This window comes from Lentzea waywayandensis (assembly GCF_900115955.1).
GTDB classification, from domain to species: domain Bacteria; phylum Actinomycetota; class Actinomycetes; order Mycobacteriales; family Pseudonocardiaceae; genus Lentzea; species Lentzea waywayandensis.
Genome location: NZ_FOYL01000001.1, coordinates 287,150 through 310,394 on the forward strand (window position 1 = coordinate 287,150; position 23,245 = coordinate 310,394).

The 23,245-nt window shown below is 70.0% G+C and carries 25 protein-coding genes; 13 read left to right on the plus strand and 12 right to left on the minus strand.

Going from position 1 to position 23,245, the window contains the following annotated elements:
* The first annotated feature begins 75 nt into the window (after nucleotides 1-75).
* Complete coding sequence (locus tag BM417_RS01305) at nucleotides 76-1,443, plus strand: MFS transporter (RefSeq protein WP_093587874.1); 1,368 nt, start codon at nucleotides 76-78, stop codon at nucleotides 1,441-1,443.
* Here BM417_RS01305 and BM417_RS47485 read toward each other — a convergent pair.
* Nucleotides 1,394-1,552 (minus strand): hypothetical protein, encoded by a 159-nt coding sequence (locus BM417_RS47485; RefSeq protein ID WP_177320227.1) that lies wholly within the window; start codon nucleotides 1,550-1,552, stop codon nucleotides 1,394-1,396. The genes BM417_RS01305 and BM417_RS47485 overlap by 50 nt on opposite strands.
* A gap of 19 nt (nucleotides 1,553-1,571) precedes the next feature.
* On the opposite strand from BM417_RS47485, the gene BM417_RS01310 reads away from it, so the two are divergent.
* The gene (locus BM417_RS01310; RefSeq protein ID WP_093587875.1) at nucleotides 1,572-2,186 is read left to right on the plus strand and encodes a hypothetical protein; all 615 of its coding nucleotides are present in this window, start codon (nucleotides 1,572-1,574) and stop codon (nucleotides 2,184-2,186) included.
* On the opposite strand, the gene BM417_RS01315 is transcribed toward BM417_RS01310, so the two are convergent.
* Nucleotides 2,179-3,312 carry a glycerate kinase family protein gene (locus BM417_RS01315; RefSeq protein WP_093587876.1) on the minus strand — a complete coding sequence of 378 codons (1,134 nt, stop codon included), beginning with the start codon at nucleotides 3,310-3,312 and terminating at the stop codon, nucleotides 2,179-2,181. The two genes, BM417_RS01310 and BM417_RS01315, sit on opposite strands and share 8 nt — an antisense overlap.
* Nucleotides 3,313-3,320: 8 nt before the next feature.
* On the minus strand, nucleotides 3,321-4,643 hold the full coding sequence (locus BM417_RS01320; RefSeq protein WP_143138456.1) for an SLC13 family permease: 1,323 nt from the start codon (nucleotides 4,641-4,643) through the stop codon (nucleotides 3,321-3,323).
* Between the two features lie 156 nt (nucleotides 4,644-4,799).
* Between BM417_RS01320 and BM417_RS01325 the strand changes: the two genes are divergently transcribed.
* On the plus strand, nucleotides 4,800-5,003 hold the full coding sequence (locus tag BM417_RS01325) for a hypothetical protein (RefSeq protein ID WP_143138457.1): 204 nt from the start codon (nucleotides 4,800-4,802) through the stop codon (nucleotides 5,001-5,003).
* Nucleotides 5,004-5,007: 4 nt separating this feature from the next.
* Here BM417_RS01325 and BM417_RS01330 read toward each other — a convergent pair whose 3' ends face one another.
* Genes BM417_RS01330 through BM417_RS01340 form a run of 3 tightly spaced genes read right to left on the minus strand, consistent with a single transcriptional unit; the run spans nucleotide 5,008 to nucleotide 7,239 of the window.
* Nucleotides 5,008-5,661 (minus strand): response regulator transcription factor, encoded by a 654-nt coding sequence (locus tag BM417_RS01330; RefSeq protein WP_093587879.1) that lies wholly within the window; start codon nucleotides 5,659-5,661, stop codon nucleotides 5,008-5,010.
* Entirely contained in the window at nucleotides 5,658-6,953 is a 1,296-nt protein-coding gene (locus tag BM417_RS01335; RefSeq protein WP_245821602.1) for a sensor histidine kinase, read from the minus strand. Before BM417_RS01335 ends, BM417_RS01330 begins: the two co-directional genes overlap by 4 nt.
* A 1-nt stretch (nucleotide 6,954) precedes the next feature.
* Nucleotides 6,955-7,239, minus strand: a complete 285-nt coding sequence (locus BM417_RS01340; RefSeq protein WP_093587880.1) for a hypothetical protein — start codon at nucleotides 7,237-7,239, stop codon at nucleotides 6,955-6,957.
* A 118-nt stretch (nucleotides 7,240-7,357) separates the two neighbouring features.
* Here BM417_RS01340 and BM417_RS01345 point away from each other — a divergent pair, with 118 nt between their 5' ends.
* The 3 genes from BM417_RS01345 to BM417_RS01355 all read left to right on the plus strand — a co-directional run bounded on the left by BM417_RS01345 (nucleotide 7,358) and on the right by BM417_RS01355 (nucleotide 13,190).
* Complete coding sequence (locus BM417_RS01345) at nucleotides 7,358-9,910, plus strand: glycoside hydrolase family 97 catalytic domain-containing protein (protein WP_093587881.1); 2,553 nt, start codon at nucleotides 7,358-7,360, stop codon at nucleotides 9,908-9,910.
* The gene (locus BM417_RS01350; protein WP_093587882.1) at nucleotides 9,904-12,771 is read left to right on the plus strand and encodes a discoidin domain-containing protein; all 2,868 of its coding nucleotides are present in this window, start codon (nucleotides 9,904-9,906) and stop codon (nucleotides 12,769-12,771) included. Before BM417_RS01345 ends, BM417_RS01350 begins: the two co-directional genes overlap by 7 nt.
* A 152-nt stretch (nucleotides 12,772-12,923) precedes the next feature.
* Complete coding sequence (locus BM417_RS01355; RefSeq protein WP_407656068.1) at nucleotides 12,924-13,190, plus strand: isoamylase; 267 nt, start codon at nucleotides 12,924-12,926, stop codon at nucleotides 13,188-13,190.
* A 5-nt stretch (nucleotides 13,191-13,195) separates the two neighbouring features.
* On the opposite strand, the gene BM417_RS01360 is transcribed toward BM417_RS01355, so the two are convergent.
* Nucleotides 13,196-13,807 carry a TetR/AcrR family transcriptional regulator gene (locus BM417_RS01360; RefSeq protein WP_245821604.1) on the minus strand — a complete coding sequence of 204 codons (612 nt, stop codon included), beginning with the start codon at nucleotides 13,805-13,807 and terminating at the stop codon, nucleotides 13,196-13,198.
* A gap of 182 nt (nucleotides 13,808-13,989) precedes the next feature.
* On the opposite strand from BM417_RS01360, the gene BM417_RS01365 reads away from it, so the two are divergent.
* The 3 genes from BM417_RS01365 to BM417_RS48415 are packed head-to-tail and all read left to right on the plus strand — an operon-like array spanning nucleotide 13,990 to nucleotide 16,981.
* Nucleotides 13,990-14,583: an NADPH-dependent F420 reductase gene (locus BM417_RS01365; RefSeq protein WP_093587884.1), complete on the plus strand. Its 594-nt coding sequence runs from the start codon at nucleotides 13,990-13,992 to the stop codon at nucleotides 14,581-14,583.
* Between the two features lie 2 nt (nucleotides 14,584-14,585).
* Nucleotides 14,586-15,608 carry a zinc-binding alcohol dehydrogenase family protein gene (locus BM417_RS01370; RefSeq protein WP_093587885.1) on the plus strand — a complete coding sequence of 341 codons (1,023 nt, stop codon included), beginning with the start codon at nucleotides 14,586-14,588 and terminating at the stop codon, nucleotides 15,606-15,608.
* Between the two features lie 26 nt (nucleotides 15,609-15,634).
* Nucleotides 15,635-16,981 carry a nitroreductase/quinone reductase family protein gene (locus BM417_RS48415; RefSeq protein WP_218164291.1) on the plus strand — a complete coding sequence of 449 codons (1,347 nt, stop codon included), beginning with the start codon at nucleotides 15,635-15,637 and terminating at the stop codon, nucleotides 16,979-16,981.
* Nucleotides 16,982-17,000: 19 nt separating this feature from the next.
* On the opposite strand, the gene BM417_RS01385 is transcribed toward BM417_RS48415, so the two are convergent.
* The gene (locus tag BM417_RS01385) at nucleotides 17,001-17,834 is read right to left on the minus strand and encodes an alpha/beta fold hydrolase (RefSeq protein ID WP_093587886.1); all 834 of its coding nucleotides are present in this window, start codon (nucleotides 17,832-17,834) and stop codon (nucleotides 17,001-17,003) included.
* A 177-nt stretch (nucleotides 17,835-18,011) separates the two neighbouring features.
* Between BM417_RS01385 and BM417_RS01390 the strand changes: the two genes are divergently transcribed.
* Nucleotides 18,012-18,596 (plus strand): TetR-like C-terminal domain-containing protein, encoded by a 585-nt coding sequence (locus BM417_RS01390; protein WP_093587887.1) that lies wholly within the window; start codon nucleotides 18,012-18,014, stop codon nucleotides 18,594-18,596.
* A 15-nt stretch (nucleotides 18,597-18,611) separates the two neighbouring features.
* Here BM417_RS01390 and BM417_RS01395 read toward each other — a convergent pair whose 3' ends face one another.
* Entirely contained in the window at nucleotides 18,612-19,106 is a 495-nt protein-coding gene (locus tag BM417_RS01395) for a metallophosphoesterase family protein (RefSeq protein WP_093587888.1), read from the minus strand.
* A 34-nt stretch (nucleotides 19,107-19,140) separates the two neighbouring features.
* Here BM417_RS01395 and BM417_RS01400 point away from each other — a divergent pair, with 34 nt between their 5' ends.
* Nucleotides 19,141-19,365 (plus strand): hypothetical protein, encoded by a 225-nt coding sequence (locus BM417_RS01400; RefSeq protein WP_143138458.1) that lies wholly within the window; start codon nucleotides 19,141-19,143, stop codon nucleotides 19,363-19,365.
* Nucleotides 19,366-19,375: 10 nt separating this feature from the next.
* On the opposite strand, the gene BM417_RS47490 is transcribed toward BM417_RS01400, so the two are convergent.
* Nucleotides 19,376-19,528 (minus strand): hypothetical protein, encoded by a 153-nt coding sequence (locus BM417_RS47490; protein WP_177320228.1) that lies wholly within the window; start codon nucleotides 19,526-19,528, stop codon nucleotides 19,376-19,378.
* 167 nt (nucleotides 19,529-19,695) lie between these two features.
* Between BM417_RS47490 and ku the strand changes: the two genes are divergently transcribed.
* Entirely contained in the window at nucleotides 19,696-20,451 is a 756-nt protein-coding gene (gene ku / locus BM417_RS01405) for a non-homologous end joining protein Ku (protein ID WP_407656069.1), read from the plus strand.
* Here ku and BM417_RS01410 read toward each other — a convergent pair.
* Nucleotides 20,444-21,103, minus strand: a complete 660-nt coding sequence (locus tag BM417_RS01410; RefSeq protein ID WP_245821606.1) for a PP2C family protein-serine/threonine phosphatase — start codon at nucleotides 21,101-21,103, stop codon at nucleotides 20,444-20,446. The genes ku and BM417_RS01410 overlap by 8 nt on opposite strands.
* A 70-nt stretch (nucleotides 21,104-21,173) precedes the next feature.
* The gene (locus tag BM417_RS01415; protein WP_093587891.1) at nucleotides 21,174-22,112 is read right to left on the minus strand and encodes a helix-turn-helix transcriptional regulator; all 939 of its coding nucleotides are present in this window, start codon (nucleotides 22,110-22,112) and stop codon (nucleotides 21,174-21,176) included.
* A gap of 43 nt (nucleotides 22,113-22,155) precedes the next feature.
* Here BM417_RS01415 and BM417_RS01420 point away from each other — a divergent pair, with 43 nt between their 5' ends.
* Nucleotides 22,156-23,232 (plus strand): epoxide hydrolase family protein, encoded by a 1,077-nt coding sequence (locus tag BM417_RS01420; protein ID WP_093587892.1) that lies wholly within the window; start codon nucleotides 22,156-22,158, stop codon nucleotides 23,230-23,232.
* The last annotated feature ends 13 nt before the right edge of the window (nucleotides 23,233-23,245 follow it).

The following is a 23,245-nucleotide window of genomic DNA, read 5'->3' on the forward strand; positions in this document are numbered from 1 at the left end:
ACCTATCGGTTGCTTAGCCGACCGTCCAGACGGTACGTTATTTGCAGACCAGATGGTCGGCTAAGGGGGTTCGTCATGCGAAGGTGGGCAGCACTGGGTGTGCTCGCGCTCGCGTTGTTGTTGATCGCCGTGGACGGCACGGTGCTGGCCCTGGCGATCCCGGCGCTTCAGCACGAACTGGCGCCGACCGCCGCGCAGGTGTTGTGGATCGGCGACATCTACTCGTTCGTGCTCGGCGGCCTGCTGGTCACCATGGGCACGCTCGGCGACCGCATCGGCCGCAAGAAACTGCTGCTCCTGGGCGCCGCCGGATTCGGGGCAGCGTCGCTGCTGGCCGCGTTCGCGCCCTCGGCCGAGTGGCTGATCGCAGCCCGCGCCCTGCTCGGCGTGGCCGGCGCGACGATCATGCCGTCGACGCTGTCGATCATCCGCAACCTGTTCACCGACCCCGTCGAACGGACACGGGCGGTGGCGGTGTGGGCGGCGGCGGCCACGGCCGGCGCGGCGCTCGGGCCGTTGGTCGGCGGCGTGCTGCTGGAACACTTCTGGTGGGGTTCGGTGTTCATCGTCAACCTGCCGGTGATGGCGGCGCTGCTCGTGTTCGGCGCGTGGTGGCTGCCGGAGACCCGTGACCCGAACCCAGGCCCGTTCGACCTGGTCAGCGCACTGCTGTCAGCAGTTGGCGTGGTACCGCTCGTGTACGCGATCAAGGAGGTCGCGCTGGTCGGCCCGACGTGGACCGCGTTTCTGGCCGGACTCGTCGGCGTTGCGGGCCTGTGGCTGTTCGTGCGGCGGCAGCAGTCGTCCGCGCACCCGATGATCGACGTGGCACTGTTCCGCAATCCGGCGTTCAGCGGTGCCGTGGGCGCGACGATGATCGCCGTGTTCGCCCTGACCGGGCTGGTGTTCTTCCTGTCGCAGTACTTCCAGAACGTGCTGGGCTACTCGCCACTCGAGGCCGGGTTGCGGGAACTGCCGCTCGGTGTCGCGGGCATGCTCGTGATCGCGTTGATCGGGCCGGTCGTGCGCAGGCTCGGCGTGGGCCGCGCGATCGGGGCCGGTCTGCTGGTCAGCGCGGCAGGACTGGCGATCGTCGGTTTCTCGGCGCGGTACGGCGCGATCGCGGTGGCGTTGGTGGTCATCGGCGCCGGCGTCGGGCTCGCGCTGACCCTCACCACGGACGCCGTGGTGTCGGCCGTTCCCGCGGACAAGGCGGGCGCCGCGTCCGCGGTGTCGGAGACCGCGTACGAACTGGGCGCGGCGCTGGGCATCGCGGTGCTCGGGACCGTGCTGTCGGCGTGGGCGGTCACCGGCACGTTCACGGAGGCGATGCAGGGCACGGCACTGGTGGCGGCGGCACTGCTGGCGGTAGCGGCCTTCGTTGCCTACCGGCTCATTCCGAGCGCGACGCCTCGGCCAGCCGTTCGTGCAACCGTTCCCTGATCTGGTCCGGTGTGTAGGCCTCGCGGCGGCGCTGGTTGCGGGCTGCGACCACGCCGCTCGCCGCGACACCCGCGAAAGCGGCGATGCCGAGCAGCTTCCAGAGCTTCATGTGCCTAGGCTAGTCGGTCATGGCGACAACACTGGACAAAGCCGTCGAGATGACCCGCACCGGTGACGTGTGGGTGTTCCGCGGGCGCAGTGCGGCGGACCGGGCGATCCAGGCCATGACGAACAGCCCGGTCAACCACGTCGGCATGGCGATCGTGATCGACGACATGCCGCCGCTGATGTGGCACGCCGAGCTCGGCAAGTCCCTCAAGGACATGTGGAGCGGCACTCATCAGCGCGGCGCACAGCTGCACGATCTGCGCGACGCCGTCGTGACGTGGCACGACAAGTACGGGCAGCGGGCCTGGCTGCGGCAGCTCGACCACGAGGTGACGCGCGAGATGGAGGACGCGGCGCTCCGGACGGTGGCGCGCCTGGACGGCACGCCGTTCCCGTCCACCGCCAAGCTCGCCTCGCGCTGGGCGCGCGGGCGGATTCCGTTGCGGCCGAAGGGAGACGCGACCATCGAGAGCGCGTTCTGCGCGGAGATCGTGGCCGTGACTTACGAGGAGATGGGGCTGCTGTCCAAACGCAGGCCCAACTGGTACGACCCTGGCAAGTTCTGGAGCGGCGACGACCTCGACCTGCTGAACGGCGCCAAGCTCGGCAGGGAGATCGAGATCGTCGTCATGTGAGCGCCGCGCCGACCAGGACCAGTCGCAGCGCCCGTTCCGTGGCGTCGGTGAGCAGTTCCGCGGCGGTGGCCATCGCGACGTCCAGCGCGACCGGGGCGGCGATGATGCTGGCGTAGGCGTCGATGCCGACGTCGTGGGTGGCGCGGGCGTTCTCCCCGATCGTGCCGGCGAGCGCGATGACGGGCTTGCCGTGCTTCTTCGCTCGGCGTGCCACCTCCGCGGGCACCTTGCCGTGCGGGGTCTGGCCGTCGATGGCGCCTTCCGCGGTGATGACGAGATCGGCGTGCGGCAGGCGGGCGTCGAGGTCGGAGTGGTCGAGCATCACCTCGAAGCGCGGCACGAGGGTGGCGTTGAGCGCGTGCAGGCCGGCGCCGAGACCGCCCGACGCGCCGCCACCGGGGATGGTGCGGACCTCCGGGCCGAGCAGGTCCGCCCAGTTGTCCAGGGCGGCCCCGAGCAGGTCGACCTGTGCCGGTGTCGCGCCCTTCTGCGGCCCGAACACCCTCGCGACGCCTCGGTCGCCGCACAGCACGTTGTGCTGGTTGCAGGCCACGGTGATCTCGACCTTGTCCAGTCTGGGGTCCACATCGGACAGGTCGAGCGCCCTGGCGTCGATCAGGGCCGCTCCCCCGCGTCCGATCTCGCGGCCTCGTGCGTCGGTGATCCGCGCTCCCAGCGCCTGCAACGCGCCGGCACCGCCGTCGGACGTGCCGGAGTCGCCGCACCCGACCAGGATCCGGTCGACGCCGAGGTCCAGCGCGGCGAGGATGAGTTCACCGACGCCGTACGTGGTGGTCGTGGCCGGGTCGCGGTGGCCGTTCGGGACGAGCCGCAAGCCTGCCGCCGCCGCCATCTCGACCACGGCGGTACGGGGTCCGGGCCCGCCGAGCAACGCGAACCAGGACGGGACCTCCTCGCCGATCGGACCGGTGACCAGGGCGGGCACGAGCTGGCCGCCGGTTGCCTCCGCGAGCGCTTTGGCAGAGCCTTCACCGCCGTCGACGAGCGGCACCTTGTCCACGACCGCGCCGGGGACCACCCGGTAGATGCCTCGTTCGATCGCGTCGGCGACCGCGCACGCGTCGAGGGACTCCTTGAAACCGCTGGGAGCTACCAGAAAACGCATCGGTGACCTCATTTCAGTGGGAGGCCGAGGTGCGGCCACAGGAGGACGGCGCAGGCGAGGACGAGCGCGCCGGTGATCGGGGCCAGGACCGCGGAGAGCTTGAGCAGGTCCCTGGGGCGGTAGGCGTCGGCGAAGAGGGCGACCGGTTTCGCGGACGACGTGAAGGTGTGGCAGAAACCGGCGGCCGCGGTGGAGGCGAAGGCCAGGGCCGCGGGGTTCATCCCGGCGGCGAGCGCGAGCGGGATGACGATCGGGATCAGGACCGAGGACCGGGCCGAGCGGGACTGGACGACCAGGTGGGCGGCGAGGCTCACCACCACCACGGTGGGAAGCAGGTGGGACGGGCTGATCAGGCCGGCGATGGTCGCGGCCGCGCCGGAGCCGACCAGGGCGGTGCCGAGCATGGTGGTGGCGGCCATGAACAGCAGGAGGGACCACGGGATCTCGGCCATCGCCTGCTTGAGCGTGGTGACGCCGAGGCGTGGGGTCGTGATGGCGATGGCGCCGGCCAGGGCGGTGACCTCGGGTGGGACGTGGTGCCAGGGTTCGGTGAGCCAGGCCGCGGAGACGACGGCGAGGATCGCGAGGGCGGCGAGTTCGGACCTGGTCAGGCCGGCGAGGTGCGGGCGGACCACCTTCGGCACGGCCAGTGCGCCGACCGCGGCGGGCCCCTCACTCCACACTGCCGTCACCAGCGTGGACTCGTCCAAGCCGAGCCGCTCCGCGCGATCCGCGCGGGTGGTGAAGAGCCACAACACCACCTCGGCCGTCACGTGCGCGCTGACCAGGGCGAGCGGCAGCCCCAGCACCAGCCACTGCCCGAACCCGATGCCCTCCCCCGTCGCCTGCTCCAGCAACGCGCTGGTGATCAGGTGCGCGCCCGCACCCACCAGGGTCGCCACCGCGGTCAGCAGGATCACCGACGGGAACAGCACCCCCAGGGCACGCGACACCCGCGAGTTCACGCGCTCCCGCAAGGCGCCGTGCACGGGCAACGCGAGTGCGGCACGGCCCGAGGTCGAGGGCACGAGGAAAGCGGTGAGCAGCAAGGCGAAGGCCGTCAGGTGCAGGAGCCCGCGCACCGAACGCGCACGGCCTGTCAACGACGTCGCCAGCCGGGCGGGCAGCCCTGATGCCGTGACGCCGCCGGCCAGTACGAAGGCGGCGATCAGCAGCCAGGTCGTCGAGCCGCCCAGCACTGCCAGGGCCGAGGCCGGCAGCACGCCGAACAGCAGCAGGACGACCACTGCGGCGAGGGCGACGAACGTGTCGTCCAGCGGTGTGCACGTCCAGAGCACCACCGCCACCGCGAAGACCACCAGCGTCAGCATCACGAGAACGATCCTGCGGCGCCGTGCTGATCCAGCGGTGAAGCCCGGATGAAGGAGCTTTCATCTGCCGTGCCGCCGTCACACTTTCAGCGGGTTCTTCCGCCGCCGGCCGGAGTCATGCTGGTACGAGGCACAGACGTGATGAGGGAGTTCCTGATGCGTCCAGACCCCTTCAACGAATTCCAGGCCAGAGCGCAGCGAGATCGGGAGAGGGCGAAGAGGCGCGAGGAGAGCGAAGAGGGACTCCGGCGTCAGGTCGAGTCCGGGGGCCTCGACGTGGGCATGGTGGTGATGGCGGTCGTCGTCCTCGTCGCCCTGCTGATCTTCTTCCTCGCCATCACCCCGTCCGGGACCTGGTGAAGCACTAGACGAGCCGGTACCCCATGCCGCGCACGGTCTCCACACGCTCCGCACCGATCTTGCGGCGCAGCGAGCGCACGTACACATCGACCACGTTGGACCCCGGGTCGAAGTCGTAGCCCCAGACGTGGGACAGGATCTGCTCGCGCACCAGCACCTGGCCGGGGTGCCGCAGGAACAGTTCCAGCAGAGCGAACTCGCGGGCGGTGAGGTCGACCGAACCGGACGGCAGCACGGCCTGGCGGGTGCGCAGGTCCAGGGACAACGTTCCGGCGGACAGCACGGTGGACTCGGGCACGCCGGGTGGGCGCAGCCGGAGCCGCACGCGGGCCAGCAGTTCCTCGAACCGGAACGGCTTGGTCATGTAGTCGTCGGCACCGCCGGACAGGCCGGCGACGGTGTCGTGCACGGAGTCACGCGCGGTCAGGATGATCACCGGCGTCTGGACGCCCTGTGCGCGCAGTGACCTCAGCACGGAGAAGCCGTCCAGGTCCGGCAGCCCGAGGTCGAGCACCACCAGGTCGAACGACGCGGCCCACGACAACGCGTCCGCGCCGGAGGCGACCACGGACGTGCTGAAGCCGTTGGCGCGCAGGCCCTTTTCCACGAAGGAGGCGATGCGGGCCTCGTCCTCGACGATCAGGATCCGGCCGGTCATCGCGGCACCTCCACCACAAAAGTCGCTCCCTGCCCCGCCACCGAACGTACCTGGACGGCACCACCGTGCGCGTCGGCGATGGCTTTGACGATCGGCAGGCCCAGGCCGGTGGAGCGGGAGAAGAGCAACGACTCGTCGCTCACGCCGGGGCCGGAGTCGGCTATCCAGAAGGAGACCGCTGAGTCCACTGAGGATCCGAACCGGATCGTGGAGCCGTCGGTCGTGTGCCGGACGGCGTTCGAGGCGAGTTGCAGGACGGCCTGGGTCACGCGTTGCGGGTCCAGCACGGCCTCGCCCTCCGCGATCGACTCGAGCACCCAGCGGCGATCGCCCAGGGCACGGAGCTTGGCGTCGATGTCGCTGGTGAGCTCGGGCAGGCTCACCACGACGGGACGCAGGAAGTCCGGGCGTTCGGACTTGACGAGCAGCAACAGGTCCTCGACCAGGCGGGCCATGCGGTCCAGCTCGTCGGTGCACAGCCGCACGACGGCGGTGCGTTCCTCCGGTGAGTCGCCGAGCAGTTCCAGGTGGCCGCGGACGATGGTGATCGGCGTGCGCAGTTCGTGGGAGGCGTCGTCGAGGAACTGGCGCTGCAGGCGGAACGAGCGGTCGAGACGGTCCAGCATCGAGTTGAACTGCTGGGCGAGCGCGGCGACGTCGTCGTTGCCGGAGACCGGGATGCGGCGGGTGAGGTCGTCCTCGGTGATCTCGGCCGCGGCCTGCCGGACCACGCGGATCGGCGCGAGGATCACCCCGGCCACGAACCAGGCGATCAGGGCCGCGATCAGCAATCCTGCCAGCGACACCAGCACCAGCACGCGCACCGTCGAGTGCACCGGGGCGTGCACGCCGTCCTCGAAGTAGCCGGTGACGAACCACATCTCCGCGGGAGCCGCCGCGTGCACCTTCGCCCAGCGGAACGGACCGGCCGGAGTGGACACGACTCCCCATGGCGCGCTCGAGGAAGTGATCACGCCCAGCACCGCGCGGTCGTTCTCCAGCGCGTAGGTCATCCCGGCACGCTGGACGAGCACGCCATCGGGGAGAACGGCGAGGTGGATCTCGTGCTCGTCGGGGTACTGCAGGCTCAGGTGGGCCCCGGCAACGGCGCGCGCGTTGCCGGCGTGCGTCTCGGCATAGGTGCTGAACTCGCCGGTCTCCTGTTCCAGGGCACGGTTGACGCGGTCGTCGACGTCGACGAGCAGGAAGCGCCACACCACGACCACGACGGTCGCGAGGACGAGCGTCATGAGGCCGAGGAGCCAGCACATGATCTTCACGCGTGCGGGCACGTCAGTCGTCCTCGCCATCGTCGTCGTCTTCGACCGGCGGTGGCGGGGGCAGCACGGAGCCGGGTGTGGTCGTCGGAACCACGGCGGAAGACGTGGCGGGCGGGGCCGATCGTCCTATCTGAACCTCCGGTGCACGCACGTCGGGCGGAACCGGTCGCGCCACGGTGAGTACGAGCAGCACGGCCGCAAGCGCGCACACCACGCTGAGCACGGCCACGAGGACCGTGCCGGTGCGGGCCGACGGCAACATGCGACCGACAATGCCCCAGCCGGAGTAGTCCCGCATGAGACCAAGATGAAGATCTCTTCATCTGTCCGCAAATCGACTGATAACTATCAGCCTCTTGACCGGGAACGAACGGCCCCACACGATGGGAGCGGTCTCACACCGGGAGCTGACAACGATGTCACGACTGCTCGTACTCGTGCTCGCCCTGCTGTTGCCCGCCGCGCCCGCCGTCGCCGCACCCGCCGGCTGGACGGTCGCAGGCCCTGGCCAAGTCGCCGCGGAAGTAGCTCTGAACAGCGGAAATCTGACGTTGACCGTGCGCCGGCAAGGCAGAACGGTGCTCCAGCCCGCCGCGGTCGGCCTCACGACGACCACTGCGGACCTCACGAAGGACCTGACGTCCACCGGACGCAGTGACCGCGTTGTCATCGACCGCTACACCATGCCGACCGGCAAACGGTTGCAGCGCACGACCCGGATGAACGAGGCCAGGTTCGGCTTCCGCAACGCCTCCGGCAGCTTCGACCTGGTCGTGCGCGCCTCGGCGGACGGCGTCGCCTACCGCTACGTGCTGCCCGCCCCGGCGACGATCACCGGGGAGGCATCGAGCTTCAGCGTTCCCGCGGACTCGAAGGCGTGGCTGCTCCCCTACAACGCCTGGTACGAGGCCAACCGCGTGCGCACGACCGCGGGTGAGGCCACCGGCGACTTCGGCTACCCGTCGCTCTTCCAGACGGGACAGGACTTCGCGCTGCTCACCGAGTCCGATGTGGACGGCCGGTACGCGGGCAGCAGGTTGCGCAAGAGCGGCAACGGTTTCCAGGTCGTGCTGGCCGACGCCCAGGTGGCGTCGACCGGGACCACGCCCTGGCGCACCGCGATCGTCGGCGATCTCGGCACCGTCAGCACCTCCACGCTCGTGGACGACCTGGCCAGTCCCGCGAAGTTCGCCGACCAGAGCTGGATCAGGCCGGGCAAGGTCGCGTGGTCGTGGCTGAGCGAGCACTCGAGCCCGAGCGACTTCGCGCGGCAGAAGCAGTACGTGGACTTCGCCGCCCGCAACGGCTGGGAGTACGCGCTGGTCGACGAGGGCTGGAGCGCCGCGTGGGTGCCGGAGCTCATCCGGTACGCCCGCGCGCAGGGCGTGGAGATCCTGCTGTGGCTGCGCTGGAGTGACCTCGACACGCCGCAGGAACGTGACACCGTGCTGCCCAGGATCAAGCAGTGGGGCGCCAAGGGCGTGAAGCTCGACTTCATGGAGTCCGACTCGCAGGACCGTTATCGCTGGTACGACGCGGTGTTGCAGAAGACTGCCGACCTCAGGCTGATGGTCAACTTCCACGGCTCCACCATCCCGCACGGCCTCGCGCGCACGTGGCCGCACGTGCTCACGATGGAGGCCGTGCGCGGCGCCGAGAACTACCCGCCCGCCGCCAACAACCCCGTGCAGTTCTTCACCCGCAACGTCACCGGGTCGATGGACTACACGCCCGTGTCGCTCGAAGTCGGCACGAAGGAGGCGTCGATCGCGCACGAGGTCGCGCTGCCGGTCGTCTACGAGTCGGGCTGGACGCACTTCGCGGACAAACCCGAGGCCTACGAACGGCATCCGCAGGCGTTGCGCTACCTGGACCAGATCCCGACGGTCTGGGACGAGACCAGGCTGCTGAACGGCGATCCGGACTCGCACGCCGTGGTCGCGCGCCGCAACGGCGACAGGTGGTTCGTCGGCGGCATCGCCACCCAGGAACGCACTCTCCAGGCACCGCTGGGGTTCCTCGGCGGCGGGCAGTGGCTGGTCGAGACCGTCCGCGACCCCGCCATCCGGGCTGACGTCGTCCGCGACGGTCAGGTCCTGCGCAGTTCCGACACCCTCAGCGTGCCCGTCAAGCGCAACGGCGGCTTCGCGGCGGTCCTCTGCCGCTACCGGCCGGGGTTGCGGACCTGCGACCAGCCGATCCAGCAGGTCCCGAAGACCACGCTCACCGTCACGCCGACCGGCCAGGTCGACACCCCGGCAGGGTCGACCGTCGAGGTCGCCGGCACGTTCACCAACGGCGACAAGGAGATCCGCGACGTCACACTGAGCGCGACCGCACCCGAGGGCTGGTCCGTCAGCGGCCCTGCCGTGCAGCGCCGCAGGCTCGCGCCGGGCGAGTCGATCAGCGGAAGCTGGCAGCTTCGCGCGGGCACGCAGGTCGGCCCGGTGGACGTGCCGATCGTCGCCACCTTCGGTGCCGGTGTGCACGTCGAGCAGGCGGTCAAGGCGTTCGTCCCACCCCCGACGCCCGCGAACGGGTCCCAGGTCAGCGATCTGCCGTTCATGAGCGAGACCAACGGCTGGGGCCCGGTGGAACGCGACAGGTCCAACGGCGAGAACACCGGCGGTGACGGCAACGTGCTGTCCATCGGCGGCACCACCTATGCCAAGGGCATCGGCACGCACGCGCCGTCCGAGGTCTCGGTCTACCTCGGCCGCGGCTGCGAGCGCTTCACCGCGAAGATCGGCCTCGACGACGAGACGGAGCAGCCGGGCTCGGTCGCGTTCCAGGTCTTCGGCGACGACAAACCGTTGTACGACAGCGGAATCGTCCGGGGCAAGGGCGCGGCGGTGCCGATCGACGTCGACGTCAGCGACGTGCGGATGCTCAGTCTCCGCGTCACCGACGGCGGCGACGGCCGCAACTTCGACCACGCCGACTGGGCGGAGGCGGCGCTGACATGCTGATCAACCGCAGAACGTTCCTGGTTGCCACGGGTGTGCTGACAGTCGCGCCGAAAGTCTCGATCGCACAGCTCAAGGACACCTACTACGAGGTGTTGCTCAGGCACACGAGGTGGGCCGAGACGCAGTACGACGCCACGGCCGGGCGATATCGGCGCACGGACTTCGGGTTCGCGGTGGTGCTCGGCAACGCCGTCCTGCTCACCCGAGGCAGCTACGACGCGTCCCTGGCGGGCGTCGAGAAGGACGTTCTGCGCGACCACACGCTCGCCACCATCAAGCACTTCGCGGCGAGCAACGTGCTGGCGGGCGGCACCGAGTGGGGCAAGACCCTGTTCTGGGACACCACGTTCCAGTCCTACTTCGTGCTGGCCGCACGGCTGCTCTGGCCGGACCTCGACGCACAGACCCGAGCGAACGTGGACGCGATCGCGCGCGGCCAGGCCGACTACACGACGTCACTCGGCACCGCGAACGACCCGCGTTCCGGCAGCTGGACGCCGAACGGTCTGCTCGGCGGGCACCGCGGCGACACCAAGCTGGAGGAGATGGGCGTCTACGCCCAGGCGCTCGCGCCCGGACTGGCCTGGCACGGCGACGGACCGGGCTGGCGCGAGGCGTTCACCCGCTGGAGCCGCAACGAGGCCGGGCTGCCCGCCGCCGATCTCGCCAATCCCTCCACAGTGGACGGAACGCCGATCTCGGCCAACACCGCGACGAACCTGCACGACACGTTCATCGTCGAGAACCACGGCTCGTTCGGCCCGCACTACCAGGAGGAGCTCTGGCGCACCTCCGGCCGCAACGCCGTGCACTTCCTGCTCGCCGGACAGCCGCTGCCCGAGGTGCTGACCAAGCAGCCGAACGGAGAACTGTTGTGGCGCACCATTCTCGCCACGATGAGCGACGCCGGCGAGCCGTTGATGCCGATGGTCAACGACCGGGAACACCTCTACGGCCGTGACGTCATCCCGCTCGCCTTCCGCTCCACGGTCTTGCGTGACCCGATGGCGGCGTGGGCCGAGTCGGCGCTCGCGTCCCGGCTGCTCGCCTACCAGGCACATCCGCCCGTGTACCGGCTCGCAAAGTTCTCCGGCGAGGCCAAGTACGAGCCCGAAGCACGCGCGGAGCTCGCGATCAGCTACCTGCTGCACGAGCTGCGCCCACCGGTGGCCCCGGCGACGGACTTCTTCGCCCGCGCCGCGATCACCCTCGACCACGGCGCCGACCCCGGCCTGCTGACCCACCAGTCGGCGGCCGCCTGGGCCGGCACGGTGACCAAGCCGGGGTTCACGAAGCTCGCCTGGCAGCCCGCGCACGACGACTGGCTGTTCAGGATCAGCGGCTCGACCCCGATGCTGCTGCCGTCCGTTGCGGTCACGAGTCGCAATGCCGTTGTGTACCAGCAGATTCGCGACGGCTTCGACGGTACCGCGAGCCTGCTGCGGTTCGCGGACGGGTTCGTCGGCACCGCCACCCTGCCGACCGGCACGATCGTCTGCGCACTCCCCCGTCCCGGCCGGGTCGACGTGCACAACCTCGCGATGGCGGGGATGCCGGGGCTGAGCGGGTCACGCACGTACACGGGTTCGGCGGGCCGCGTCACGGTCCAGGCGCGCGAGGGGTTCCGGGTCGACGACCTGACGTTCCCGGCGACTTCCGCACGTCACGTCCGCATGGTCGGCATCACCCCGCACCCCACCTACGGGTACTCGCTGTTCGAGTTCGAGGCAGGTCAGGGCACGGTGACGGCGTCGTCGTTCGATCCCGGCTTCGAACCGGCGAAGGCGACCGACGGCAATCCGGCCACGCGCTGGGCGGTCGCCCGTGCCGAACGCGGCCGCGCGGACAGCTGGATCGCCGTCGACCTCGGCACCGCCACGACGGTGCAACGCGTGCGCTTGCGTTGGGAGACAGCGGCCGCGGGCGCGTACCGCATCGAGACGTCGCTGGACGGCGCCGCGTGGACGACCGTGGCCGAGTACCCGCGTCCGGATCTCAGCACGCCGGGCTGGCTCGACGTGGACGGCCGGGCGGGGTTCGTCGCGCGGTCCGCCGAGCCGATCACGGTGCAGGGCGACACGATCACCGTGCCCGCAGGCCTCGTCGAGGGTTACGTCCGCGCCGATCTGCGGAAGATCGCGGCAGAACCCGCTCCAGAATGCCCGCCGGGGGTGCGGGCGAGCACCGCGGACGGGTTCCTCAGCCTCTTCAACCTGTCCGGCGCCGACGTCACCGGAACCGTCCGGCTGCGCGGCAGCAGGCTGTACCGGGGCACGCAGGTCACCACCCGCGACGGCACCGAGTACGCGCTGACCCTGCCCGCCGCCACCGCACGGATCGAGGCGCCGTGGTTCACCGCTCGCGGCCTCCCGCCGGGCATCACCGCCGTCGTGCACGACGGGCAGCGCGTCACCTTCCGCGGTGGCCCGGCGATGTTCGTGCTGGTCCACCGCGACGGCCGCAGCCTCCCGGTCGTGCTGGGCAGGGCCGAGCGCACGGTGAGCATGCCGCCGGCCACGCCGTTCCCGATCAACGATCTCACGCTGGGGCGTGTCACGTTCCCGAACTCCGTGCTGCCACCTGGCATGAGCGATCCGTCCGCCGCCGTCGACGGCCGGCAGCACACCGCGTGGAAACCGGGACGGGACGGCCGCATGGTGGTGGACCTCGGGGCGGTGCACGACGTCCAGGTCGCTCTCAAGTGGACGGCCGGGCCGGTGCCGCCGCACGCCGTCACGTACAGCGTGGACGGCAGGACCTACGGCTCGGCCACGGCCGCGCGGTACGTCGCCGTGTCGACCGGCTGGCGTCCGGGGCACGCCTCGGTGCAGAGCGTCGTGGTGCGGACCCGCTCGAACTGACAACGGTCAACGCCCACAAGGCGGGATCACCCGATCCGGCGACCTCATCCCTTCCCAGGCGCGCCGCCTCGTCCGAGGTGGACACAGCGGGCAGGCTGTCACACGTCATCGCTGAAGCACGGGGAAGGAACGACGAGCGGATGATCCGAATCGTGCCTGCCAAGGATCAGCACGTGCGGGTGACCTGGGCGCTGCCCCGCCACGAGCCGCCAGGACCGGTGAGCGTGGTCGGCGACTTCAACGGCTGGACACCGGGGGCGACCGAGCTCCGCGCCCGTTCCAACGGCCGCCGCACCGCCGCGGTCGTCGTTCCTCGCGGCACGACGCTGCGCTTCCGCTACCTCGGTTCGGACGGCGACTGGTTCGACGACTCGGACGCGGCGGCGAAGGACGACCACGGCTGCGTGATCACCGTCTGAGATGGTTACAGCGCTTTGAGGCGCTTGCGGTTGACCGTCAGGACCTCGTCGGACAGCGCGGGATCCGCGTCGGCGACCGCGCGGGCGACCATCATCGACCCGACCATCTGGCTGAACAGCGCGACGGCGCGTTCGCGGGCTTCGGCGGGCGTGAGCTCGGCGCCGGTCTGGCGCGCCCGCTCCAGCAGCATCTCGGTGATGGCGCCGAAGTAGCCGTCGAGTCCGCGTTTGTACTCGGCCTGGGCCTCGGTGCCGTGGCGGCCCACATCCGAGACGAGGGCGGCTGAGGCGCACCCGATCTCGGGGTGGTCGCGGTGGTGTGGGCTGACGTAGCTGTCGACCATGTCGTGCAGGGCCGCTCGCGCCGAACGCGGGTGCGACTTGCGGATGGCGTCCAGGGCCGCCAGCGAGTCGGTGAAACCCTCGTGGAGGACGGCGAGGGCGAGGTCGTCCTTCGAGGCGAAGTGGTTGTAGAAGCCGCCGTGGGTCATGCCGGCGGACTTCATCAGCTCCTCGATGCCGATGCCGTCGATGCCGCGCAGCCGGAAGCCCTCTCCGGCCGCGCCGACGATCTTCTCGCGGTTGAGCCGTTTCTGCTCCTGTGTGATGCGGGGCACTTCGACCACCTCCCTGGCTTGGCACGGCACCTCGTGACCAGGGCCGACGTCCACCTGACTGCGATGTTACCCATCATCAAAACGGGTGTCCACGGACGACGGTGCCTTGACAAGGCAACGATGTCGAGCATCATCATTCTTATTGATGTCACACGTCATCAATAAGCGGGAAGGAGCTCGTCGTGCGCTTCGGAACGATCGGTGCCGGCACGGTCGCACAGGCCATCGCCGGTCACCTCGTCACGGCCGGGCACGAGGTGACGCTCAGCAACAGCCGCGGTCCGGAGACGTTGCTCGACGTCGTGACCCGGCTGGGACCGCTCGCCCGCGCGGGCACGGTCAAAGAGGCCGCCGCGGCCGACATGGTGTTCCTCGCCGTGACGTGGCCGCAGGTCGGCAACGCGCTGTCCGGTCTGTCCTCGTGGGACGGACGAATCCTCGTCGACACCACCAACTCCGGCTTCGCGCCACCCGCGGTGGAGGACCTCGGGGTGGAGACCTCCAGCGAGTTCGTCGCCCAGCGCGCTCCGGGCGCGCGGGTGGTCAAGGCGTTCAACACCCTCTACGCCCAGTACATCGCGGCCGATCCCCGGCACGCGGAAGGCAGGCAGCTGCTCTTCCACGCCGGCGACGACGACGCGGCCAAGGCCGACTTCCGTGCGGTCTTCGACGGCATCGGGTTCGCCCCGGTCGACGCCGGGTCACTGCGCGAAGGTGGCCGGCTGATGCAGGTGGGCGCCGTGCTCTCCGCCCTGCACGCCGTGAAGCTGGACTGAGCATGAGGGCTCTCGCCTACGAGAAGGCTCATCCACTCGACGCGTTCGCCATCGAACTGGTCGACGTCGCGGAACCGCGGCCGCGCGACGGTGACGTCCTGGTCGAGGTCGCCGCGATCGGCATCAACCCCGGTGAGGCCGCGATCCGGAGGACGCGCAGCGCCGCGCCCGGCAGCCGGGTCGTCCTCGGCTGGGAGTTCGCCGGGGTGGTCGTCGCCCTGGGAAAGAGCGCCACCGGTTTCGGGATCGGTGACCGCGTCATGGGGACCGGCGACGTCACCCGGGACGGGGCCTGGGCGGAACGCGTCGCGGTCGACCATCGGGTCGTCGCGAAGATCCCGGACGAACTCTCGTTCACCGACGCCGCCTCCCTTCCGATCGGGGTGCTCACGGCGTGGGAGGCGTTGTTCCGCGATCAGGACTCCCTGCCCGCGGGCGTCGACCGGGTGCTCGTCATCGGAGCGGCGGGAGGCGTCGGTTCGATGGCGACACAGCTGATGAAGGCGAAGTCCGCCTTCGTGATCGGCACGGCATCACGGCCCGAGTCGGCGCGGTGGGTCACGGCGATGGGCGCCGATCTGGTCGTCGACCACCACGGCGACCTGCCTGAGCAGCTTCGCGCGGCGGGCATCGGCACGGTCGACGCGGTGCTCTCCACCTCGGGGACCGGCGGTCACCTGCGATCCATCACCGATGTGCTGCGGCCGTTCGGCCACCTGGCCTTCATCGACGCCGCCGGGCCCGTCGACCTCGGCGCGTTCACGGGCAAATCCCTGTCGCTGCACACGGAGATGGTGTTCAGCAAGATCACCGCCGGCGGGGACCCGAGCACCCAGGGCCGGATCCTCGCCCGCACGGCGCAGGACGTCGTCGCGGGCCGCATGCGCCCGATCGTCACGACAACGCTGCACGGGCTGACCGCGGAGACCATGCGGACCGCCCACACGCTCGCCGAAAGCGGCCGGACGGTCGGCAAGACCGTGCTTGTGGCACACGGCTCCCGCGGGATCGCAACCCCCAACTGAATCACCACTGGAAGGACCGCTCCCCCATGGGAAAGCTTCTCGTCACCGGCGCCACGGGCCACCTCGGACGCCTGACCCTGCAAGCCCTGCTCACCCAGGTGCCGCCCCACCGCCTCGCGGGACTCGCCCGCGACCCGTCCCGCGCCACTGACCTGGCCGAGCAGGGCGTGGACATCCGCAAGGGCGACTACTTCGATCACGACTCGCTCGTCGAGGCGTTCGACGGCGTGGACCGGCTGCTGCTGGTGTCCGCGGAGGCCCTCACCGACCGCGACACCCAGCACGCCAACGTGATCACGGCGGCGAAGCAGGCCGGCGCCCAGCACGTGATCTTCACCGCCGTCCAGCGCCGCGAGGACTCCGACGCCAGGCAGATCGGCGTCACCGACGGCGACATCTTCGCCGAGAACGTGCTGAAGAACTCAGGCCTGACCTACACGATCCTCCGCCACCCGACGTTCATGGAGCACCTCGGCGTCTACATCGGGGCCGACGCCTACGACAAAGGTGTGCGAGTCCCCGAGGGCGACGGCACGGTGGCACCGGCGACCCGGCACGACCTCGCCGCCGCCAACGTCGCCGTGCTCACCCAGGACGGCCACGAGAACACCACCTACACCCTCAGTGGCAGCGAGGCGGCCTCGTTCCGCGACATCGCGAACGCGCTGACGGAGATCCACGGCTCCGAAGTGCTCTACCTGCCCATCACCGCCGAGGAGTACACCGAGAGCCAACTGGCGCAGGGTCTTCCGCGCGAGGTCGCGGAGTTCCTGACCTCCTGGGCCACCGCGATCACCGGCGGCACGTTCAGCGAGAACACCGGAGATCTCGAACGGCTGATCGGCTACCGGCCCACGAGCTACCGGGAGTTCCTCGCCCAGAACCATCCGCGGCTCACCCAGACGGAAACCCTTGACGCCACAAAGGATCTGCTCGAGGGCGAGTACGTTCCCAGCCCCGACCCGATGACCCGCGAACAGGTCGAGCTCTACGAACGCACCGACGGCCGCGAAGGCGCGACCATGATGGGCGGCCCGGTGGTCGTCGTGACCATGCGCGGTGCACGCTCGGGCAAACTCCGGAAGGTCGCCCTCATGCGCATCGAACGCGACGGCGTCTACGCCATCGGGGCATCGGCCGGAGGCCAGGCACGCCACCCGAACTGGTTCCACAACCTCGTCGCACACCCGATCGTCCAGCTGCAGGACGGTCCGGACCGCAGGTTGATGACGGCCAGGGTTGCCGAGGGCCCTGAGCGCGAAAGCTGGCTCGCCTACGCGGACGGGCTCTACCCGTTCTTCGCGGACATGCGGGCCCGCGCCGCCAACGACCGCGAGGTGCCGCTCGTCCTCCTCGAACCCGCCGAAGGCTGACCCCGCAGCCGTTTCGCGCCTAGACGCCGGTGTCACCGAGGAAGTTCAGCACCGCGGCGAGGGTCTGCTGGGGGAACTGGACGTGCGGGTAGTGGCCTGCCCCGTCGATCATCTCCAGCGTGCCCAGCCCGGCCGGCAGAGCGGCGATGATCGCCTCTCCCTCCGCCCGCGGTGAGGCCCAGTCGGGGTCGAGGGTGCCCTGCACGACCAGGACCGGCCGGGTGACGCCGGCCAGGTGCTCACCGGCGTCGGCGGGAGAGATCTTGCCCATGGCCTGCAGGACCTTCATCCGGCCCGGCTCCTCCAGCTTCGCGGTGATCTGACGCAGGCGGGCGTCCCAGTCCGCGGGCTTGGGGCCGGGGTAGGCGACGTCCAGGTACTTGGCCCACTGGCTGGTGCTGCCGAGGAGGGCGGTGCCCATGAGGTGGGTCATGCCGCGGCGGTACGCGGCGACCCGCAGGTCGCCGAGGCGCATCTGCTGCTTGCGGGTGAAGGGTGCGAGCTCGACCACCGCGGTGACCAGTTCCGGGGACTTGGCTGCGGCGATCGTGACCGCGCCGCCGGAGATCGAGTGGCCGACGAGCACGGCCGGTCCGCCGAGGTGCTTCACCAGGGCGATCAGGTCACCCGCGAGGTCGGTGCGGGTGTAGTCCGGCCACTCGACGCTGGACTCGCCGTGGCCGCGCAGGTCCACGGCTGCGACCCGGTACCCGGCCCGCACCAGGCCGGGAGCCAGGAAGCGGTAGGCCTCGCGGCTGTCGCCCATGCCGTGGGCGAGTACGACGAGCGGCCCCTCGGTTCCGGTCACCTCGTAGGCGAGGGTGCCTCCGTCGACACTCAGGAACTCGGTCATCTCACTGCCTCCACGGAGCGTTGGCTAATCTGATTAGCCAAAAGCTATCACCTTTAGCCAAACCGTCAAGCCCCTTAGCCGACGCGTTGCACCCGCTGGCTAACTCCACTAGCTTGAAGCTACTGAAGTTAGCTACCTTGAGGTGCGCCATGACCGAGAACCGACGCAGGACGCCGAGTGCCTAGGGCGGGGCTCACCGCGGCCGCGGTCACCGAGGCAGGGGCCGCGCTCGCGGACGAGATCGGGTTCGCGCAGCTCAACATGGGCCTGCTCGCCGAACGGCTGGGCGTGCGGACCCCCTCGCTCTACAAGCACGTCACCGGCCAGGCCGACCTCCTGCACCGCATCGCGGTCCAGACGGCGAACGAGATGGCCGACACCATCCGCGACGCGACCCAGGGCCGCGCCGGCAGTGACGCGCTCGCCGCGGGCGCGCACGCGATGCGCACCTACGTCAAGGAACACCCCGGCCGGTACGCGGCGGGCAACGCCGCACGGCCGGCCGGTCCCGACGACCCGCTCACCGCCGCGGCCGGCCGGGTGCTCGACTCCTGGACGGCCATGCTGCGCGGCTACCAGATCGGCGCCGACGAGGAGATCCACGCCCTGCGGATGGTGCGCAGCATGCTGCACGGTTTCGCGACGCTGGAGGCGAACGGCGGGTTCCAGATGGACACCCCCGTCGAGGACAGCTTCACCTGGATCATCGACTTCATGGACCACGGCCTGCGGTCGCTCGAGAGCGCGCCTGCCGACGAGTGACGCGCACCTCGAGGATCAGCCGGTGACGGGCACGATCCGGGCGTCGAGCAGCACGCCGTCCTCGATCTCCAGCAGCCCGAGGGTGCCCTGCGGCTGACGCCATTTGTCGGTGGGCGAGCCGGGGTTGAACACCCGGACTCCGTCCTCCTGCTCGTCCCACGGGATGTGCGAGTGCCCGAACACGACGAGGCGGGCGGCGGGGAACCGGCGGCGCATCCTCGCCATCCGTCCGGTCTTCTGGCCGCTGTCGTGGATCATCGCGAACGGCAGCCCGCCGATCTCTGCCTCGACCACGTCCGGCGCGCCCCAGGCCACCACATCGGGCCCGTCGTTGTTGCCGCACACGGCGATGACGGGCGCGTACTGCGCCAACTCGTCCAGCACGGGCGCCACGCAGACGTCTCCGCCGTGCAGGATCAGGTCCGCCGACCGCAGATGTGCCGCCACAGCGGTAGGACACCGCTTCCAGAACCGCGGCGCGTGCGTGTCGGACAGCACGACGACTCTCACGGCTCCGACCGTAGCAACCCCCCAACACCTGCTGATGCTGGAGACGTGGAAGGTCGCGCCGGCGCTGGAGGCAGGGATTCCGGACGGCGTGTTCACCGTCGTGCACGGTTTCGGGCCCCGTTCGGCGGGCGAGACGCTCACGGTCAACCCGGCCGGTGAGCTTCGAGCCGGGTGGCAAGGGCTGCAGGCGGCGCCGGCTTTGCGGCTCGGCGACCCGAAGGACCCCACCACGAGGAACAGCAGCGCGGCACGCGGATGACCCGCACGGTCTACGGGATCACCGCCGCGGGCGTGGCGGAGCTGCGGGAGTGGATCGGCACGCCGCAGCCGATCCCTCCCTCGCGCGACGCCCTGGAGGTACAGGCGCTGTACTTCGACGTGGTGCCGGCCGAGTCGGCGAAGCGGGTGCTGAAGGAGTTCATCAGCGAGCAGGAGGACGCGTGTTCGCCGGGCACGCGGCGGTGGCCCGGACGCGCATCGCGTGGGCGCAGGAGGGGCTGCGGCTGCTCGACGAGTAACCGCGCGCCCTGGCGGGTACCTGACCTGCATGGCAAGGGCGATCTGGAGCGGTTCGGTCAGTTTTGGACTCGTGAGCATCCCGGTGGAGCTGTACAGCGCCACCGAGGACCACACCGTGCACTTCAACCAGTTCCAGCGCGGCACGTCCGACCGCATCCGCTACAAGCGCGTCAACGAGCGCACCGGCCGTGAGGTGCCCTACGACAAGATCGTGAAGGGGCACGAGGTCGACAGCGGCGAGTACGTGGTCGTGGAGCCGGAGGAACTGGACGAGATCGCACCGGGCCGCAGCCGCACGCTCGACATCGAGGCGTTCGTGGACATCGACGAGATCGACCCGGTGCACTTCCAGAAGACCTACTGGCTCGGTCCGGCCAAACCCGAGTTCTCCCGCCCGTACCTGCTTCTCGCGCAGGCGATGAAGAAGACGAACCGCGCGGGCATCGCCATGTTCGTCATGCGCGGCAAGCAGTATCTGACGGCGTTGACGGAGGACAAGGGGATCCTCGCCGTGCACACGCTGTTCTTCGCGGACGAGATCCGCAAGCCGAAGGACGTGCTGGACGTGCCACCGGAGGGCCGGGCGCCGGGCGGCAAGGAGCTCGACATGGCGGTGTCGCTGGTCGAGTCCATGGCCGACGACTGGCGGCCCAAGGACTACCGCGACACCTACACCGAGCGCGTGCACAAGCTGATCAAGGCCAAGCAGAAGGGCCGCAAGGTCAAGGTCGAGGACGAGCCCGCCGAGGCCACGGGGGTCGTGGACCTCATGGAGGCGTTGCAGCGCAGCGTCGAGGCGAGCAAGAAGAAGCGGAAGGTCAGCTGACGACCAACGCCGTCGCGTTGTCGGTGCCGCGCGCGTAGAGAGCCGCACGGACCAAACGCTCCGCCGAGGCGTGCCCGGACATTATCGCCTCGATCCCGTTGTGCCCCAACGGTCCGTAGACGCCATCGGACACGAGAGCGAGCCGCGGTGCCCGAGTCGCCGCACGGCCGATGTTCTCGGACGTGGCGTGGCGGACGGTGTTCGTGACGACGTGTTCCATCCGCGGTTCGGCCTTGATGCCGCGCTCGCGGAAGTACTCCGCGACCGTGTGGTCGGTGGTGAGCTGGACCAGGTCCGAGCCGTTCGAGGCGTACGCGCGGGAGTCGCCTGCCCACGCCACGTCGAAACCGCCGTCCGGGCGGGCCGTGGCGACGACGATCACGGCGTCGCCGGAGTGCACCTGGAGGGCGTCACGGGCGGCGAGGATCGCGGCGACCGGGTCGGCGAGCAGGGCGGCGGCTCGTGCGGCTGCCCATGCGGCTTCGGCGGCGGACGCGGAGTCGCCCACACCATCGGCCACCACGAATGTGCGGCGGTGCTGCGCGAAAGCGTCGGCGTTGTACGTGCGCGGCCCACGATCCGACGCGTGGGTCACGGTGAGCGCGGTGCCCAACGGCATGGTGGCCAGTGGCATGGTGCGATCGATCAGCATGGCGGACCTCCCTGACCTCCACTAAGCCGCGTGCAGCTAGGAGTCTGCTGTCAGGACCCTGAGAAATTCTCTAGAACTTCGCCGCCCTGCGAAACCGGTCCGCTGCCTGGAGCAACGCCGTGGACAGTTCCGGCGGGGAGACGACCTCGAACTCGACGGTGATGCTCGCGAGCATGAACACCACGTCGTCCATGGTCTCGCCTCCGACCCGGACGTGGCACGACGTTTCGTCCACAGCCAAAACCTCGCCGTAGCTGCGCCACCCCACGGCCTCCGAGGCGGGCACGCTCAGTCGCACGACGCCCTGCACGGGCCACCGATCGGCGACGCGCGCGGCCACGAACGCCCCCGCGTCGCCGCCCGGAATCTCACGGGGTGTGAAGCGGGCACCGAACGGAGTCCGCACGCTCATCCGATCGAGCCGAAAAGTCCGCCAGTCCTCCCGTGCGAGGTCCCACGCGACCAGATACCAGCGCCGTCCCCACGTCACGAGCCGATGCGGCTCGGCCTCGCGCTGGGACTCCTCCCCCGCGTGCCCGACGTAGCCGAACCGGATCCGCTGCCGGTCGCGGCAGGCCGTCCCCACCAACGTCAGCAGCCCGGCGTCGACCGCGGGAGCCGGAGAGGTGTGCGGCACCGTCGCGATCTCCAGCGCCGCGACCCGGTGGCGCAACGCGGAAGGCAGCACCTGCTCGACCTTCAGCAACGCGCGCACGGCCGTCTCGCCGATGTTCTCAATGCCGCTCGCGGTCCGCAGCCCGACCGCCACGGCCACGGCCTCGTCGTCGTCCAGCAGCAACGGCGGCAGCTGCGCGCCGGACCCGAGCCGGTAGCCGCCGCCGGACGTGCCCATCGACGCGTGCACCGGGTAGTCCAGTGAACGAAGCCGGTCGACGTCACGCCGCACGGTGCGTGTGGTGACGCCCAGCCGGTCCGCTAGTTCCGCCCCGGACCACTCACGGCGTGACTGCAGCAGTCCGAGCAACTTCAACAAACGAGCAGAGGCCACTGTAGGACCATAACTGTCCTACAGGCGAAATAGCGTCGTCAGCATGAAGCCGTTCGAGATCGCCATCCCCCAGTCCGACATCGACGACCTGCACCGCCGCCTCGACCAGACCCGCTGGCCGAACGAACCCAACGGAGCGAGCTGGGCCCAGGGCACGCCACAGGAACGTCTCAAAGAACTCGTGGACGCGTGGCGGAACTTCGACTGGCGCGAGCAGGAGCGGCGGCTCAACAAGATCCCGCAGTTCGTCACCGAGATCGACGGCGCGCAGGTGCACTTCCTCCACGTCCGCAGCGCCAATGAGAACGCCGAAGCGCTGCTGCTCACCCACGGCTGGCCGGCGACGGGCTTCGCGTTCGAGGAGATGATCGAACCGCGGGCCCGCGACTTCCACCTGGTGATCCCGTCGGTGCCCGGCTTCGGTTTCTCCGGCCCCACCCAGGAGCTCGGCTGGACCATCCCCCGTGTGACCAACGTCTTCGCGGAACTCATGCGGCGCCTGGGTTACGACAGCTACCTCGCGCACGGCTACGACTTCGGCGCCAAGCTCACGCGCGAACTCGGGATGCGGGAGGAGGTCAAAGCCATCCACGTCAACCAGATCTTCTCCGCCGGTGTCACCCAGGAGACGGCGGACATGGAGGTCGAAGCCGAGCGACGGTCCGTGGAGAAGGCTTTCCGGTACGAGTACGAGCAGTTCGGTTACGTGTCGATGCAGAGCACTCGGCCGCAGTCGGTGGCCCACCAGCTCACCGACTCGCCGGTCGCGCAGCTGGAGTGGATCGAATGGGCGTTCCACACGTGGAGCGACCCGGAGATCGGGGTACCCCTCGACGCGTTGCTGACCAACGTCTCGATCTTCTGGTTCACCCGGACCGCGGGCTCGTCGGCGCGCTACTACCAGGAGGGCGACGAGACGTGGGGCGAGCTGGAACCGCCGTCGGCGACACCGACCTCGGTCGCGGTGTTCCCGCACGACGTGGGCGTGCCGATCCGGCGGATGGCCGAGCGCAACCACAGCATCGTGCGGTGGACGGAGATGGCGCGGGGCGGGCACTTCGCGGCGTTGGAGGTGCCGGAGCTGATGACCGCCGAACTGCGAGAGGCGTTTCTTTTGTGAAGCCTCCGCTGGA